The organism is Streptacidiphilus sp. BW17, from assembly GCF_041262485.1.
Classification (GTDB): Bacteria; Actinomycetota; Actinomycetes; order Streptomycetales; family Streptomycetaceae; genus Streptacidiphilus.
The window spans coordinates 1-16,059 of the sequence record NZ_JBGCCR010000042.1; the positions used below are offsets into that span (position 1 = coordinate 1).

Here is a 16,059-nt window from a genome sequence, read left to right on the forward strand (position 1 = left end):
TGGCCGTCGGTGAGCGGGAGTAGGGAGGAGGTGGTGCCGGGCAGGCGGTAGGGGTCGACGGTGGGCCAGAAGTAGTCGTCGTACTGGGTGTTGTCGCCGTCGAGGTAGAGGTAGGTCATGCCGTCGCTGGTGTGCCAGCCGTGCAGGTTGGAGGCGCCGTCGGTCTCGTAGAAGGGGTTGCGGGCCGAGTTCATGGCGATGGCCGCGGCCCAGCCGGGTCGGCGGTGAACGGCACGGGCCATCACCGGAAACAGCGAGTGGCCGTTCGGCTCGGGCGCGGCCGGCACGGTGGCGTCGGTGAGCACCTGCTGCGCCAGGGCGATGGTGGCGATCGAGCTGCCGGTGATATCGGCGGGTGTGCGTTGCAGCCAGCCCTTGGCGATGCTCTTCAGGCGTGTCGCGGTGGCGGTGTCGGGGGCGCCGCCGGCCAGGGTAATCAGGTTCTGGGCCGCGCTGATCCCGTCCGCACTGTCCGGTTCGCCGGAGCGTGCGATGGCTCGCCCGCGGACCGAGTCGAGCATCAGGCCGTTGTAGACCACCGGGGCGAAGCAGTTGGTCGCGGCGAAGAACACGTTGCCGATATTGGGGTCGGTGACCGCCCAGGGCGTGCCGCTGAGTGCGGCCATCAGCTTGACCACGTCGCCGAGCCAGACACCGCCGTAGGTGCCGGTGTATCCAGTGCCACCGTGCTGCAGGAACGACCCGTCGGCGTACAGGCCGTCCGCGTAGGAGCCGGGAGGACCCGCGGTGAACGCGAGGGTGGGCGAGATCGCCGCGACGCCCTGGGCGATCTTCGACGCATCGTCACCGAGGGCGCCGCGGATGATCGCCACACGGCACAGGTCCAGGCGGTTCGCCCCTGTCGAGACAGTGGTGCCGCTCGCCTGGGGCAAGAGCGTCGGATCGGGGACGAAGTGGTCGGCGGCCGCGCAGTAGTTGGCGATCTGCGCCGGAGTCAGCGCGGAGTAGACGAGGTTCGCGGTGTCCAGCAGCGACTGCGGAGCGCCGATCTCCCAGTCCCACCAGTTCCCGTACCCGTAGGTGGGAAGGCCGCCGGAAGCCGAGTAGACGGAGGTGGTCATGTAGTCCAGGCCGCTGGTGACGGCGGCGAGCACCGAGGCGTTCCCGGTGTAGGCCGTTCCCGGGGTGACGTAGGCGCGGGCCAGGGTTCCCAGCCGGTAGAAGCTGTAGGCGACGTTGTCGGCGTTGGAGCCGAGGGGGAGGTCGGTGAACAGCTGCGTGGCGCCCGGCGAGGTCTCCATCAGGGGCAGGTAGTTCGCGGTACTCGTGTCGAGGGCGGCGATCGCGGGCGCGTACACCGGGTTGCCGGCGTCGATGGTTCCACCACTGGTCAGCGCGGCCCACCGGGACCGCACGATGGCGAACGCGTCTGCTGTCGTGTCAGCAGTGGCCGGTGTCCCGCCGATCGCGCCGGCGAGGGCGAAGCCGACAGTGCTGACGCCGGCAGCCTGGAGGAAGGTGCGTCGGGACCAGGTGAGCGACATGGCAGTGGGCCTCCTGAGACAGAACTGCCGCGCCCCGCTGGGGCACAGCAGTCGCGCGTAGCTGCCACTGGAGGCTAGAAAGCGCTTTCCTCGCCCGTCAAGAGCGATCCAACAAACCAACAAAAACCTGTCATGACTGGCGGGTTGAACCTATGCTGCGGGCAGAGCAGGCCGCATGCCGGAGACCGGCAAGAACCTTGAGGGTGGGCACGTGCGAACGAAGGTCGAGGAACGCCACGAACAGATCGTGCAGATCGTGCGTGATCGCGGAAGCATCCGATTGGCCGATCTGGGCGCGGAGTTGGGTGTGTCCACCGAGACGGCGCGCCGCGACGTCAGGGCGCTCGCTGCGATCGGCCGGGTCCGCTGGGTGCACGGGTCGGTGTCCTGGCCTTCGGGCCCGCTCAGCGCTCGCGACGCCCGGCTCAATCGCCCGGAATCGGTGCCGGCGGCGCCACCTGGCCTGTTGATCGGGATGATCGTGCCGATGGCGGACTACTTCTACCCGGAGATCATCCGGGGGGCTCGGGCCGCGGCAGCCGCCTCCGGCGCGCGACTGATGGTGGCGATGACGGACTACGACGCGGCGCAGAACGCGGAACACATCAAGGGCATGATCAACGCCGGCGCCGACGGCCTGCTGCTCACGCCCAGTTGGGGGATCGACGGGCCCAGCCCGAAGGACTGCGAGCAGATCGCCGACCTGGACATCCCCACGGTGCTGGTGGAGCGGCGGGTGCCTGCCGGCGTGCAGGCGGCGGCGCTGGACCGGGTCACCTCCGATCACGTCGGCGGAGCCGCTCTGGCCGTGCGCCATCTGGCCGGACTGGGCCACCGGCACATCGCCTTGGTCTCCAACACCACTCACACGGCAGGAGCGATCCGCGAAGGGTACCGATCCGCGATGGAAGTGCTCGGCCTCGACCTCGACGAGATGTCCATAGCGCAATCCGGTCCACCCAGCGACCTTCCCAGCTTCGAGGAGACCGTCACGGACCTGCTGCGGCGGGTGACCGCCAGGCAGGTGACCGCGGCACTGGTCCACCCGGACCACCTCGCGATCAACCTGATCCAACGACTGCTGGCCCAGGGCCTGCGCGTGCCCGAGGACCTCGCACTGGTCAGCTACGACGACGAGCTGGCAACCATTCCCTCGGTTCAGCTCAGCGCGATAGCACCACAGAAACGGGCCATCGGCGAAGCGGCCGCGGGCCTGCTGATCCGCAAGCTCACCGACCCGACGGTGCTCCCCACACGCATCGAGTTGCTGCCGCACCTGGTGGTTCGCGAGTCCTGCGGCGCAACTTCCGCTGCGGGAGCGGGGGATGTCGACCTGGAGGCCTGACCCCCTGCTATAGAGAAGACTGATACCCCATCCAGTTCTCAAAAGTGACGCCTTTTTGACAGTATGAACTTCCTGCCTTGACGCCCTCAAAACCGTATCCCACGATGATGCCGGTCAACGGGACGGATGCGGCAGGCGCCAATCACGCGCCACGAATTCCGCACGCCGCCAGGCCCACCGAAAGCACGGGCCGCGCCCTGCTGAGCGCACTGGAGAGGGGAGCGGGATGGGTGTTGCTGTGGAGGATCCCCCGGCGAGCGAGGACGTGGTCCCGCCCAGTCCGGCAGGATCCGGGAAAAGCCCGGTCCAGCGCAGAGTTGGCCTGTGGCGCCGCATCCGCCGAGACAGAGCACTGCTCGTGATGATGGTGCCGGGGGTCCTCTACTTCCTGGTCTTCCAGTACGGCGCGCTGTTCGGGAACATCGTCGCCTTCGAGAACTACGTCCCGTTCCTCGGCTTCGCACAGAGCCAGTGGGTGGGGTTGGCGAACTTCGCAACACTGTTCGGCGATCCCAGCTTCTGGCAGGCGCTGATCAACACGGTGGAGCTGGCAGGACTCCAGCTGGTCTTCTTCGTGCCGGTACCGCTGGCACTGGCCCTGCTGCTCCACAGCGTGCTGCGCGGATGGGTCCGCAAGGCTGTCACGAGTGTGGTGTTCCTGCCGCACTTTCTGTCGTGGGTCGTCGCGATCGCCCTGTTCCAACAGGTCCTCGGTCCCACCGGTCTGCTCGGAGGGGCCCTGTCCGGGGGCGGGTCGCACCTGGTCAACGTCTTCGCCGATCCCTCGTTGTTCAAGCCGCTGATGATCGGTGAGCTGATCTGGAAGGACTGCGGCTGGGCGACGGTCATCTTCACCGCCGCCCTGTTCCAGGTCAACGAGTCCCTCTACGAGTCCTCGGCGATCGACGGGGCGGGTCCCTGGCGCAGGTTCTGGCACATCACGCTGCCCGGCATCAGGCCGGTGTTGATCCTCGTGCTGGTGATGCGCGTCGGCGACATTCTCACCGTCGGTTTCGACCAGGTGATGATGCAGCGCGACGGATTCGGCTCCCAGGTGTCCGAGGTGCTCGACACCTACGTCTACTTCCACGCGACGGTGAACGGCGACTGGTCGGTCGCAGCCGCAGCCGGCCTGTTCAAAGGTGTGGTCGGTCTGGTGCTCGTGGTGTGCGCGAACAAGGTCGCACATCGGCTCGGCGAGGAAGGTGTGTACCGGTGAGTATCAGCAGTGCGATATCGGGCAGCAGGTGGCGCAGTTCACTGGCACCGGAGCCGCGCCCGGCCTGGCAGGAGAAGCCGAAGGCGGTCACCTCGCTGACCAAGGGGTCCGCGCTGATCCTGATCACGGCGATCGCCGTGGTGCCGTTCTGGGTGGAGCTGTCCACCAGCCTCTCCACCAACCACCAACTCCTGCACAACGGTGCGGGCTTCACCCTGTGGCCGCACCCGTTCTCCTTGCAGGCATACCGCGCCATCCTGCAAGGCGGCCTGATCACCAAGGCGGTCTGGGTCAGCCTCGGGCTGACGCTCATCGGGACCGCCGCATCCCTGGCCACCACGGTGCTGCTGGCCTACGCGCTGTCCCGGCCCGGCGTCGCCGGCGGCAAGCAGGTACTGATGATGTGCCTGTTCGCGTTCCTCTTCCCACCGGGGCTCATTCCCACCTACCTGGTGGTCGACAACCTGCACCTGCTGAACAACTACTCCTCGCTGGTCCTGCCGGTGCTGGTCAACGTGTTCAACCTGGTGGTGATGCGGGGCTTCTTCCAGGGGATCCCGTCCGAACTGTACGAGGCCGCACGCCTGGACGGCGCCGGCGAGTGGACCACGCTCCTACGCATCGTGCTGCCTCTGTCGAAACCCGTCATCGCGGTCGTCGGCTTCTTCTACGCCGTGACGTACTGGAACCAGTGGTTCCAGGGACTGTTCTACCTCAACGACGCGTCCCAGTGGCCCCTGGGGACCCTGCTGCGGCTGCTGGTGACGCAGGGCTCGAACGTGGACGCCAACGGCAGCACCGCCGCCGTCATCAACCAGAACCCCATCGCCGAACAGGCCGCGACCGTCGTGGTGGCAATCCTGCCCATCGTGCTGGTCTACCCGTTCGCGCAGCGCTTCTTCACCAAGGGTGTCCTCACCGGCGCCGTCAAGTCCTGAACCTCAGGCCCGCACCTACTCCCCCGAGGAATTCGCCATGTCCGGCACATTCTCGCGTCGTTCCTTCCTCAGAGCCACCGGTATCGGCGTGGCCGCCGCCGCGATCGCCCCCACTCTGGCCGCATGCGGCGCCGGGTCGACGGGCTCGACGTCCAACGTCGGAGTGAAACTGGCGCCGTGGCCCACCTACGTGCCCAACTCGACAGCCCACTACGACCTGCCCGCTCTGCCCAACAACGGGGCACCCGCGGCACTGAGATATCCCTCGCTGCCGCTGCCCTCGAGCATCACGACAAAGCCGGGCGACGGGTCCACCGTGACCGCCCTGGCCGTCAGCTACGGCAGCCCGGTCTCCACCGGTTCCTCCAACCAGCTGCTCGCAGCGGTCTCCCAGGCCCTGGGCGTGACCTTCCAGCCGCGGTTCGTGATCGACAGCGGGACCACGTTCAACCAGGCGTTCGCGCAGATGGAGGCGAGCGGGGACATCCCGGACCTGATCCAGGTCACGCCCGGTGTACCCGACGCCAGCCAGTTCGTCGAGGCCAAGTGCGCCGACCTGACCCCCTACCTCTCAGGTGACGCGATCAAGGAGTACCCCAACCTCGCCTCGATCCCGACCAGAGGCTGGGAGCTGATGGGCCGGATCGACGGGAAGATCTACGGAGTCCCCGTCTACCGGTACAACACGCCCAACATGGGACTCATCTCGAACAAGGAAAAGCTGGTCGCGGCCGGAATCTGGGGCAAGGGCATCTCGGTCGACCAGTTCGCCGCCGGAATGGCGAAGCTCAAATCCGCCGGCCACTACTCCATGGGCGAATCCCAGCCGAAGACGTTCGGAATGGGATTCCACGCGGGGGCCGCCGGCGCCCCCAACACCTGGCAGTTGCAGAACGGCAAGTTCACCCACGCCATGGAGTCACCCGCCTACGAGCAGGCCCTGGCGAACATGCGGAGCTTCTACGCGCAGGGGCTGTTCAATCCAGACGCGATGAGCCTTCCCTCCTCGGTCGCCACCCAGGCCAAGTTCGCCTCGGGCGAGTGGGTCACCACCGCCGACTCGCTCACCGGCGGCCTGCTGACCGTCTTCCAGCAGGTCGGGAACTCGTTCACCGTGGACGTGGCCTACCCCTACGGAACCGCCCCCAACGTCCCCGGCGGAGACTTCGCCTTCAGCTACACCGCCATCAAGGCCTCCTCCCCCGAACGCATCAAGATGCTGCTGCGGGTCCTGGACTACCTCGCCGCGCCATGGGGGACCAAGGAGTTCGAACTGGTCAACTACGGAGTCGAGGGCGTGCACTTCACCCGCGCCGCGGACGGGTCCCCGGCCAACCCGACCACGCTGGGCATGACGGAGAACTCGAGCAACCTGCCCATCAAGTACCTGGCACAGCAGCCGCAGCCGATGTTCTACCCCGGGGCCACCCAGGACACCCAGCGCCAGTACGACACCTGGAGCACTCTGCTTCCGATCACCGTGGGAGACCCCACCCGCCCCTACCTCTCGGGATCGGCAACCTACAACGCCAAGTACGCCACCCTGCCACCCCTGCTCGGTCCGGCCGTCGTCGACATCGTGACCGGCCGCCAGCCCCTCTCCTCGTGGAGCAGCACCGTCGCCCAGCTCAAGGCGCAGTGCAGCATCGACCAGATGGCGGCCGAGTTCAGCCAGGCCTACGCCGCAGCGAACAAGTAGCCACCCGCGCCCCGGTCCGGCGGGGCCGTGCCGGATCGCACCCACGCCTCGGCGCTCCCAGGCAATAGGACGCCCCGGCGCCACGTCTGAAGGAGGAATTCGGCAGTACCACCCCTGCACGGCAAAGGAGTCGAAATGCCAGCACAATTGGTCCGCAGATTCATTGCACCACTGGCCACCGTCCTGCTCGCCCTGGCCCCCTTGGTGATCGGGGCAGGCGCCACGAAGGCGCACGCAGCGTCGTTCACCATGTTCAACGACACCCACGAGGATGCACCGAACGCCAACGTCGAGCAGTTCGGCGTGACAGATTCGACAACGGTCTACGACGCGTGGAGCCTGTCCTGCTCCACCACCGGCTGCAGCAACGTGCCCACGCAGAGCACCTTCGACGCGAAGGTGCAGGCGGACGTCAGTGCCGACAAATCGGGGGCGACAGGACCGATAGCCCTCGACTTCGAGCAGATCGTTCCGGTCGACGCTTCATCAACTGCTCAGGCCCAACAGGAGGTCGACCTCTGGAAGCAGCTGATCACGTGGGCGCACGCTGCAGAGCCGTCCGCCCCGATCGGGATGTACTCGTACGACTGGGGTAACACGTACAGCTCCTACACCGCCCAACTCTATGCCAGCGGCTACTTCGACTTCTTCGCACCGTCGATGTACAACCGCTGGGCCACCACCTCGGACTGGTCCTCGGAGCTGAGTGCTGCTGTCTCCAACGACCGCGCGATCAGCTCCAGTCTGCCGATCTACCCATACGTCTGGGGACAGTGGGACACCAGCGGCACCTCCGGCAACGCCTGGCTGAGCGGCACGGACTGGGACAGCGAGTTCAAGACGCTCGAAGCGCAAACCCAGGGAGCCATCCTGTGGGGCAACATGCCCACCGACTCCAGCGGCTGCGGCTTCCTGGGAGCGTTCTCAGCCGAGATGGGCGCGCTCACCGGAACCTCGAGTCACGGCCCGCTGACGGTCAGCGCGAGTCCTCCGAACAGCTGCGTGATTCCCCGTGGCGCGATGACCACAGTGCCGTTCACCGTGAACAACAACGGCAGCTCGACCAGCACTGCGACGTCACTGGCCGACACCACCGCGACGCAGAGCATCACGGTCGGCAACTTTGAGTACTGGGATATCCCCGCGCTGGCGTCTGGCGCCTCGTGGGGGCCGGACACCCTGAACGTCACCGTCCCATCCAGCGCAACCGAGACCACCGCCCTGCTCTACATCAACTACGGAACGGGAGTGCAGCGCCTGGCCGTCATCATCCCGTGATCGCCTCGGGTCAACTGGTTGTGCGGCAGGCGGGATCGTCGCCGCACAACCAGTTGACCGGCCGGGCCGGTGGTACGTCCATCGAGCTTTTCGTAAGCGCAGTTTCAGTACGTCTGCACGGACGGGTTGTAGCGGCGACGGTCCTCAGCGACGCGCTGAAGACTCCGTACGACCACCTTCAGGCGCGGGGCGGTCTCGGACCCCTTGCGCACCGCCCCTATGACGTGGCGGCGGGGTTGATCCTCCGTCAGGACTCGGATCCGCACGCCAGGACGCCGGGCGTCCACCAGACGGGGCACCAGCGCCACGCCCATCCCCGCCTGCACGATCGCCAGGATCGCGCCCCAGTCCGAGGCGGTGTGCGCGGCGACGGGGGCGAAGCACACCTCGGCGCAGGCCGCCAGGGTGATGTCCCGCCACGGGCCCGACGCGCCGAAGACCCAGGCCTCCTCCGCCAGGTCGGCCAGATGCAGCCCGGCCTGCCCCGCGAGGTGGTGCCCCGCCGGCAGCGCGACGTCCATCGGGTCCGCCAGCAGCGGGAAGGTGACCAGCCGCCCGCTGGCCACGGCGCCGTCGGTGTGCGCGGCCAATGACAGCGCCACGTCTATCTCGCCGCGCTCCAGCAGTGTGTAGACCTCGGCCGCCTCGGCTTCGTGCACGGAGGCCTGGAAGGTGGGGCGGGACTGCCGGAGCAGGTCCAACGCCGGCATCACCAGTGCCTCCACGCCGGTGGCGAACGAGCCGATCCGGACCAGCCCCTCCTCACCGCCCAGGTACGCCTCGATCTCGGCTTCGGCGGCCTCCAACTGGGCGAACACGGCGTCACCGTGACGGAGCAGCAGATGGGCCACCTCGGTCAGGCGCACCCGCCGCCCGTCCGGCTCGACGATCGGCGCGCCGATCTGCCGACTCAGGCTGTTGAGGGTCTGCGACACCGCCGAGGGGGTGAGGGAGAGCGCCTGAGCCGTGGCGGTGACCGTGCCCTGGCGCTTCAGCTCGGTCAGCACACGGAACTTCCGTAGATCCCATTCGATCATTCAGCCGAGGCTACGGATGACTCGGTCGTACAGCAACAACCGTCCGACGGGCGGTCATTCGACCGGACGGACGGCCGGTCGAGAGCGGCGCGGACAAGTGAGCGCCGCCACCTTGACCGTCCGTCAGCCCGACAGTTCGGCGGTGCGCTCGGCGAGCGCCTTCGCGCCGTCCGCGGTCAGCGAGCCGAAGAGCCGCAGCCGCGATATGCCGCCGTCCGGGAAGATGTCGATCCGGACGTGGGTCGACGGCGGCGTGTCGACCAGGAACCGGTGCACCGTGTCGGGCAACAGCCGGGTACGGGGCAGGATCTGGGTCCACTCCCCACCCCCGGAGCTCTGGTCCTGGACGAACAGGGCGGCCCAGCCCGCCGCGTTGCCCTTCAGGTAGGTGGTGTCGATCTCGACGGCACGGATCGCCGCCTGGCTGGTGAGGCGGTAGCGGACCCAGTCGTTGCCCTTGTCACGACGGCGCCGCGTCTCCCAGCCGTCGTCCATCTTCCGGGAACGGCCCGGCAGGATGGTGTTGGTCGGCGGCGAGTAGAAGCGGTCGGAGGCGTCCTCGACCGCGCCGCCGTTCTCCAACGCGACCAGGTCGAAGGCGCCGAGCGCGTCCAGCCACTCCGGGTCGGGTGCCACCTCGCCGTAGACCCGCAGCCGGGCGACGCCGCCGTCGGGGTGCTGGTTGAGGCGCAGGTGGGTGAAGCGCCGCTCGGCGTCAACGCTGAAGGCGTTGGCCGCATGCCCGCCGATCTCGGTGCGCGGGACGATCTCGATCCACTCGACGTCGTCCGCGAGCAGTTCCTTCGCCGAGGCGAAGGCCGGGGCGGTGGTCGCCTGGACGCTGACCGCCTGGGGGTAGTTGCCGCGGAAGTGCGCGGTGTCCACGACCAGGCCCCGGACCAGGCCGGGCACGCCCAACCGGATCAGCGCCCAGTCGTGGTCGTCCGCCTCGGGGTGCGGGGTCTCCTCGTCCACCCCGCGGCGACGGCGGGTCTCCCAGCCGTCCATGATCTTGCCCTTGTGCCCGAACCGCTCCGGGGCGAACACGGCGGGCTCGGGGACCAGCAGGTTCTCGCGCTCGGCGAAGAACTCGTCGTTGGCCGCGACGACCGCACCGCCCAGGCGTCGGTCCGCGAGGTCGACCAGCTGGTCGAAGGGCAGCGTCTCGGCCCGCCGGTAGTCGGCGTACGGCTCGGCGCCCTCGCGGTACGGCTTGGCGTCGCCGGTGAAGGACGTGACGTGCGGCATGCGATCTCCTCAGGGGCTCGTGAAACAGGGCGGGCTCCCCCGCCGCCCCGTCCGGGCGGCAGTCCGCTGCCCGCACCCCAAGGCTCGAACCTGGGCACCGCCCAGGTCCATCGCGTAAATCCTTCGGCTATTTTCAGTCGGGCTACAAAGTCGCCGCCCGCAGGCGGCCGGGCGGCAGCACTCGACGCCCGCGACCGGACGGCTGACCAGAGGGAATACAAGATTCCGAGTGCCCGGCCGGACAGGCCCTGCACCGGGGCCTGTACTCGCTTATCAGTTCGGGTGTGCCACTACGGAGCCGACCGTAGTAGCCCAAGCGGCCCCTATGGCGGACACAGAATGCCGATGGCAGGCTGAGAAGCATCAGCCACCCCGGCAATGCATGGAAGGCGGCGAACGCCATGGCTGAGCATCCGCACGCCGCACTGGTCCGCCGCGGCTACGAGGCGTTCTCACGAGGCGACATGGACACGCTCGCAAGCCTGCTCACATCCGACGTCACTCACCACGTCCCCGGCACCCACCCGCTCTCCGGCGACCACAAGGGCATCACCGCGGTACTTCACTACTACGGACAACTGGCCGCCGAGACCAACGGCACACTGCGCGTAGAGCTCCAGAATCTCCTCGTCGACGGACGAGGACACGTGGTATCCGTGACACGAATCTCCGCCGAACGCGCGGGCCGGAAACTCGACCAGGCCGACGGGATCGTCTTCCGGATCGTAGGAGACAAGGTCACCGACCTTGACGAATGCGTCGAGGACCTCGACGCCACGAACGAGTTCTGGTCCTGAGCCACTGGGCCGGGCTGCTCCCGTGTGTCGGGGCCGACCCGGCCTGTCGCGCTGTGCTTGCCGGCTCAGCCGCTGATCTCCGAGGGGTCGGTGATGCCGCGGTCCGCCGCGGCAGCTGCCTGCTTCAGCGCATCTCTACGGCCGCCGGCACCAGGCCATCACGACCGCCGACGTCATCCCCGTTGCTGAAGGGTCGTCACATCTCGTTGGGAAGTGACTGTTCGCACCAGATGATCTTGCCGTTCACGGTCTGCCGGGTACCCCAGCGCTGGGTGAGCTGGGCGACGAGCAGAAGGCCACGGCCTCCCTCGTCGAACACGCGGGCCCGGCGCAGGTGGGGTGCGGTGCCGCTGCTGTCGGAGACCTCGCAGATCAGTGTGCGGACCGGGGCGCCCGCCGGTCCCCTGAGCGGCGGCGCGAGGATCAGCCGCAGCTGGATGGGCGCGCGGCCGTATTTGACGGCGTTGGTGACGAGCTCGCTGATGATCAGTTCGGTGACGAACGCGTCCTCCTCCACGCCCCACGCCGACAGGCGGCGCACGGCGTCCGCACGGACTCCGGCGACCGCCGCCGGGTCGGCGGGCACCTCCCAGGTCGCGATCCGGCGGGGGTCCAGGCGCCGGACCCGGGCCAGCAGCAGGGCGGCGTCGTCATCGGCGGGGCCGTCCGGCAGCAGCGTTTCCACGATCTGGTCGCACAGCGTTTCGAGCGGGCTGTCCGGGGTGGTCAGCGCACGCCGGAGTTCTTCGAGCCCGGTGTCCATCGGACGTCGGCGGGTCTCGACCAGGCCGTCGGTGTAGAGGGCGAGCAGGCTGCCCTCGGGCAGTTCCGTCTCGACCGCCTCGAAGGGAAACCCACCGACTCCGAGCGGCGGCGCGGCGGGCAGTTCCAGCAGGCCCGTGGTGCCGTCCGGGTGGACCACCACCGGGGCGGGGTGGCCGGCGCGGGCCAGACAGCAACGCCCCGAGACCGGGTCGTAGACGGCGTACAGGCAGGTGGCACCGACGTCTGCGACGGCAGGGGGATCCGCCGCATTCGTCCCCTCCGTCCCGCCTGCCCCGCTCGCCCCGTCCGTCCCGGAGTCAGCGGCCATCCCGAGGACGAGATCGTCGAGCTGGGTGAGGAGTTCGTCCGGCGCGAGGTCGGCGTCGGCGAGAGTCCGCACGGCGGAACGCAGTTGACCCATGGTCGCGGAGGCCTGGATACCGTGCCCGACCACGTCGCCGACGACGAGGGCCACGCGCGCGCCGGACAGCGGGATCACGTCGAACCAGTCGCCGCCCACGCCGAGCCGGGGATCGGCCGGCAAGTACCGGAAGGCCGCGTCCACCGCGGACTGCTCCGGCAGCCGCCGCGGCAGCAGGCTGTGCTGCAAGGCCATGGCTGTCGTGTGCTCACGGGTGAACCGACGGGCGTTGTCCAGACAGACCGCAGCCCTGGCGACGAGTTCCTCGGCCACGCGCAGGTCATCGGCCTGGAACGGTTCGGGGCGCCGGGAGCGGACGAAGTCGACCACGCCCAGGGTCGTGCCACGGGCGATCACCGGCACCTCCATCCACGAGTGGAGCCCGTACCTGCGGGACACGGCGGAACGGGCGGGGTCCTGCGCGAGCCACGCGCCGACGGACGGGTCCTCCGCCTGGTACAGCTCGGACCGGCCGGTCGCCAGGCAGCGGGCCTGGGGCGAGTCGTCGGTGTAGTTGGCGACCTCACCGACCTGGACCACGGCCTCCGGCGCTCCCTCGTGTACGGAGCGGTTGGCCATCCTTCGCAGCGCAGCACCGGCGAGCGGCCCCGGTGCGGGGTCGTTGCCGCTCAGCAGGTCCTCCAGCAGGTTGACGCTGACGAGGTCGGCGAGCCGGGGCACCGCCACGTCCGCCAGCTCCTGCGCGGTGGTGGTGACATCCAGCGTGGTGCCGATGCGTGTGGCCGCGTCGTACAGCAGGGTCAACCGCTCCCGGGCCTCGTCGGCCCGGTCGGCCACCGCGAGCAGCTCGGTGGTGTCCCGGAGCGTCGCCACGAAACCGGCGGGGCCGCTGTGGACGGCGGTGGGCCGGAGGTTGACGGCCAGGAGGCGTCCTCCGACGGGCTGCACCTCGTCGGTGACGGTCCGTCCGGAGGCCAGCAGCCCGGCGATGCCCGGCTCCAGGCCCAGTTGGTCCAGCGGAAGACCCTCCGCGTCGGGGCGGAGGCCGAGCAGGTGCTGGGCCTCGTCGTTGGCCAGCACCAGCCGCTGGTCGGCGTCGAGGATCAGCACACCCTCCCGGACCGAGTGCAGCACGGCATCGTGGTGCTCGTACATCCGGGTCATCTCGACCGGCCCCAGGCCGTGCGTCTGGCGGCGCAGGTGCCTGCTCACCAGCACCGCACCGCCCGCGGCGAGCACCACCGCGCCGGCCGCGGCACCGAAGAGGACCGGCAGCTGGCGGTTCACCGTGGCGGTGACATCCGTGGTCTGCACGCCGGTGGCGACCAGTCCGACCACCTTGCCGTGCGCGTCCTCGATCGGGACGAGCGCACGGACCGCGGTCTGCGGGAATCCCTTGAAGATCTCGGTGAACGACTGCCCGGCTGCCGCCCGGCCGATGTCACCCTGGGCGCGCTGGCCGATCAGGCTCGGGAGCGGGTCCGTGTACCGGATCCCGTCCACGCTGAGCACGTCGACGAAGTCCACGCCGGAGCCCTTCTGCGCCGCCAGGGTGAGCGGCTCCAGCACCGCCGTGGGATCGGGCGACTGCAGGGCCTGCACCAGGCCGGGTCCGTGCGCGAAGCCCGCCGCTACGGCGAGCGCCTTGTGGCGGGCGTCGTTCTGGGCGTCGTTCGTGGTCTTGAGCACCAGGGCGACGATCGCGATCGCCGCGAGGAGCAGCAGGACCACCAGTTGCCAGACGAACGCCTGACCGGCGACGCTGCGCAGGCCGAAGACCGAGGCCGGCGCAGACCTCGACGGCCGGGCATCGGTCCGACGCGAGTCACGGTCTCCGCCCGCTTGCCCCGAAGCAGGATCCGCGTGCTCCCGCCGCTCGCCCCGGCGCCGCCCGACCACCGGGCGCGTCGAGGGCCGGGAGAGACCACCGCGCGTCGCGAACAGGCCAAACCTGCACATAAGTCATTCTTACCCCTCCCCGCCCGAACACCACTCTGCGCCGGACACGTCGCCCGATACTGACGCTGTCACCGTCCCCTGCGGCCATCACCTCCTCCGCCGGCACCTGCTCCAGCGCGCCCGATTCGGCCCAGCCGTCGATCGCACCGCGCCACAGCGGCCGGAGCAGCACAAAGCGTGCCAACCACGGCCGCATCAGCCGACCAGCAGAACGAGCTTCCCTCGCAGGTGGCCGTCCTCGCTGACCCGGTGTGCCTGCGCGATCTCGGCGAGCGGGAAGGTGTGCGCGACCGGGAGCGCGAAGTGCCCGGCCTCGATCAACTCGCCGATCTCGGCGAGCGCATGGACGGCGCGGCCGTCGTCCCCGCGGCTGAACCTCACCCCGTGCTCCCGCGCGCCGGCGAAGTCGGCGACCGTCAGGACGTGCTCCGGGCCGCCGGTGAGCCCGACGAGCTCGGGCAGCACGCCGTTCCCGGCGACATCGAGCGCCAGATCCACGCCGCCCGGGGCGAGCGCGCGGACCCGCTCGACCAGGCCCTCGCCGTAGGCGACGGGTTCGGCTCCCAAGGAACTCAGGTAGGCGTGGTTCGCCGGACTGGCGGTACCGATGACGCGGGCGCCCCGCGCCACCGCAAACTGAACTGCGGCGCTGCCCACGCTCCCGGACGCGCCATTGACAAGCAGCGTGCTGCCGTCCTTGACGCCGAGCTGGTCGATCGCGCGCATGGCCGTCTCCACGGCGGCCGGCAGCGTGGCAGCGCCGGCGAAGTCGAGCGACGGCGGGATCGGCGCGTAGAAGGACAACACGGCCAGCTCGGCCTGTGCCGCTCCGTCAGGACAGAAGCCGAACAAGCGATCGCCGACGGCCACCGCCGAGGCGCCCTCACCCACCTCATCGACGACACCCGCCGCCTCATAGCCCAGCGTCTGCGGAAGCCCCGCGTCCATCAGGCCCCTGCGCTTCTTCCAGTCACTCGCATTGACGCCGGCCGCGCGTACCTCGATCCGGACCTGGCCGGGACCCGGACGCGGGTCGGGCAGATCCACGATCTCGAGGACCTCCGGGCCCCCGAACCGACTGAAGCGTGCGGCCTTCATCAACGGCTCCGATCCCGCCCTGGGCTGTCGCGCCCGCTACGCGCCAGACCCCGGGCGCTGTTCCCTCGAACACCGTACGTCCCGAACCCCGCCCCCTCACTCCGACACCCCGACCGCGCCACAGCACCCACACCCGCACCCACACCCACGCTGTACCGGCCCGGACACCGCCCCCGACCGGCCACTCCAGGAACGTTTCGAGAGCCACCGATGAGCGAGGTCTGCGGTTTCCTCGCCGTTGAAGGGTCCGTTTTCGGCCCGTTGGACAGGGTCTCGGATCTCTGCTGGATAACGGCCGCAGTTCTTTTCTTGACGCAAGAAAAGTTCCGGGAAGACACTCTGGTCACCGGAGCGCAACACGGCCGGGCTCTGTCGCCACTCCGGCAGGCCCGCGGCCCGTTCGCGCGCGGACTTGGGAGCAGGGACGGCTGGGTCGCGGACGACGGTGTGCGCGGCGGAGTACAGGGAGGCAGGGATGGGGATCTCGCGCAGGGGTCTGCTGCGGGGCTCGGACGCGACTCTGGTGGGCGGAGGGCTGGCCGTCGCCGGTCTGCGCGGCGCCGGGCGCGCGGCCGCGGCGCCGGTGTCGCTGCAGGCGGCGCTGGCCGCGTCGGCGTCGCCCACACTGCCGGTGACGAGCCGGAACAGCGTGTTCACCCGCTCCGGTCCGGGGCCGCTGTACTGGACCCCGTACAGCTGGACCCTGGCGCACGGAACCCTGACGGAGTCCGTGTGGCAGCAGAACATCGACTGGGTGGCGGGAAACTTCGCGTCCTACGGCTACACCAT

11 protein-coding genes are annotated in these 16,059 nt (G+C 69.2%); 6 read left to right on the forward strand and 5 right to left on the reverse strand.

Going from position 1 to position 16,059, the window contains the following annotated elements:
• A partial coding sequence (locus tag ABH940_RS33095; RefSeq protein ID WP_370106960.1) for a polysaccharide lyase family 8 super-sandwich domain-containing protein occupies positions 1-1,505 on the reverse strand: 1,505 nt, incomplete at its 3' end.
• Between the two features lie 211 nt (positions 1,506-1,716).
• Here ABH940_RS33095 and ABH940_RS33100 point away from each other — a divergent pair.
• From ABH940_RS33100 to ABH940_RS33120, 5 genes are all read left to right on the forward strand, one after another.
• Entirely contained in the window at positions 1,717-2,850 is a 1,134-nt protein-coding gene (locus tag ABH940_RS33100) for a substrate-binding domain-containing protein (RefSeq protein ID WP_370072476.1), read from the forward strand.
• Positions 2,851-3,214: 364 nt separating this feature from the next.
• The gene (locus tag ABH940_RS33105) at positions 3,215-4,069 is read left to right on the forward strand and encodes an ABC transporter permease subunit (RefSeq protein ID WP_370072482.1); all 855 of its coding nucleotides are present in this window, start codon (positions 3,215-3,217) and stop codon (positions 4,067-4,069) included.
• A 41-nt stretch (positions 4,070-4,110) separates the two neighbouring features.
• Positions 4,111-5,007, forward strand: coding sequence for a carbohydrate ABC transporter permease (locus ABH940_RS33110; RefSeq protein ID WP_370072481.1), 897 nt, complete (start codon positions 4,111-4,113; stop codon positions 5,005-5,007).
• Positions 5,008-5,044: 37 nt separating this feature from the next.
• A complete protein-coding gene (locus tag ABH940_RS33115; protein WP_370072475.1) occupies positions 5,045-6,706 on the forward strand; it encodes a hypothetical protein in 1,662 nt (553 codons plus the stop codon).
• Positions 6,707-6,841: 135 nt separating this feature from the next.
• Positions 6,842-7,984 (forward strand): hypothetical protein, encoded by a 1,143-nt coding sequence (locus tag ABH940_RS33120; protein WP_370072473.1) that lies wholly within the window; start codon positions 6,842-6,844, stop codon positions 7,982-7,984.
• A 104-nt stretch (positions 7,985-8,088) separates the two neighbouring features.
• Here ABH940_RS33120 and ABH940_RS33125 read toward each other — a convergent pair whose 3' ends face one another.
• Together ABH940_RS33125 and alc are read right to left on the reverse strand one after the other, a co-directional pair.
• Positions 8,089-9,021: a LysR substrate-binding domain-containing protein gene (locus ABH940_RS33125; protein ID WP_370072471.1), complete on the reverse strand. Its 933-nt coding sequence runs from the start codon at positions 9,019-9,021 to the stop codon at positions 8,089-8,091.
• 123 nt (positions 9,022-9,144) lie between these two features.
• Positions 9,145-10,269 carry an allantoicase gene (alc, locus tag ABH940_RS33130; RefSeq protein ID WP_370106961.1) on the reverse strand — a complete coding sequence of 375 codons (1,125 nt, stop codon included), beginning with the start codon at positions 10,267-10,269 and terminating at the stop codon, positions 9,145-9,147.
• 401 nt (positions 10,270-10,670) lie between these two features.
• On the opposite strand from alc, the gene ABH940_RS33135 reads away from it, so the two are divergent.
• Positions 10,671-11,066, forward strand: a complete 396-nt coding sequence (locus tag ABH940_RS33135) for a nuclear transport factor 2 family protein (protein WP_370106962.1) — start codon at positions 10,671-10,673, stop codon at positions 11,064-11,066.
• Between the two features lie 196 nt (positions 11,067-11,262).
• Here ABH940_RS33135 and ABH940_RS33140 read toward each other — a convergent pair whose 3' ends face one another.
• Together ABH940_RS33140 and ABH940_RS33145 are read right to left on the reverse strand one after the other, a co-directional pair.
• On the reverse strand, positions 11,263-14,172 hold the full coding sequence (locus tag ABH940_RS33140; RefSeq protein ID WP_370106963.1) for a SpoIIE family protein phosphatase: 2,910 nt from the start codon (positions 14,170-14,172) through the stop codon (positions 11,263-11,265).
• Between the two features lie 195 nt (positions 14,173-14,367).
• Positions 14,368-15,270 carry an NADP-dependent oxidoreductase gene (locus tag ABH940_RS33145; RefSeq protein ID WP_370072467.1) on the reverse strand — a complete coding sequence of 301 codons (903 nt, stop codon included), beginning with the start codon at positions 15,268-15,270 and terminating at the stop codon, positions 14,368-14,370.
• Positions 15,271-16,059: the final 789 nt, after the last annotated feature.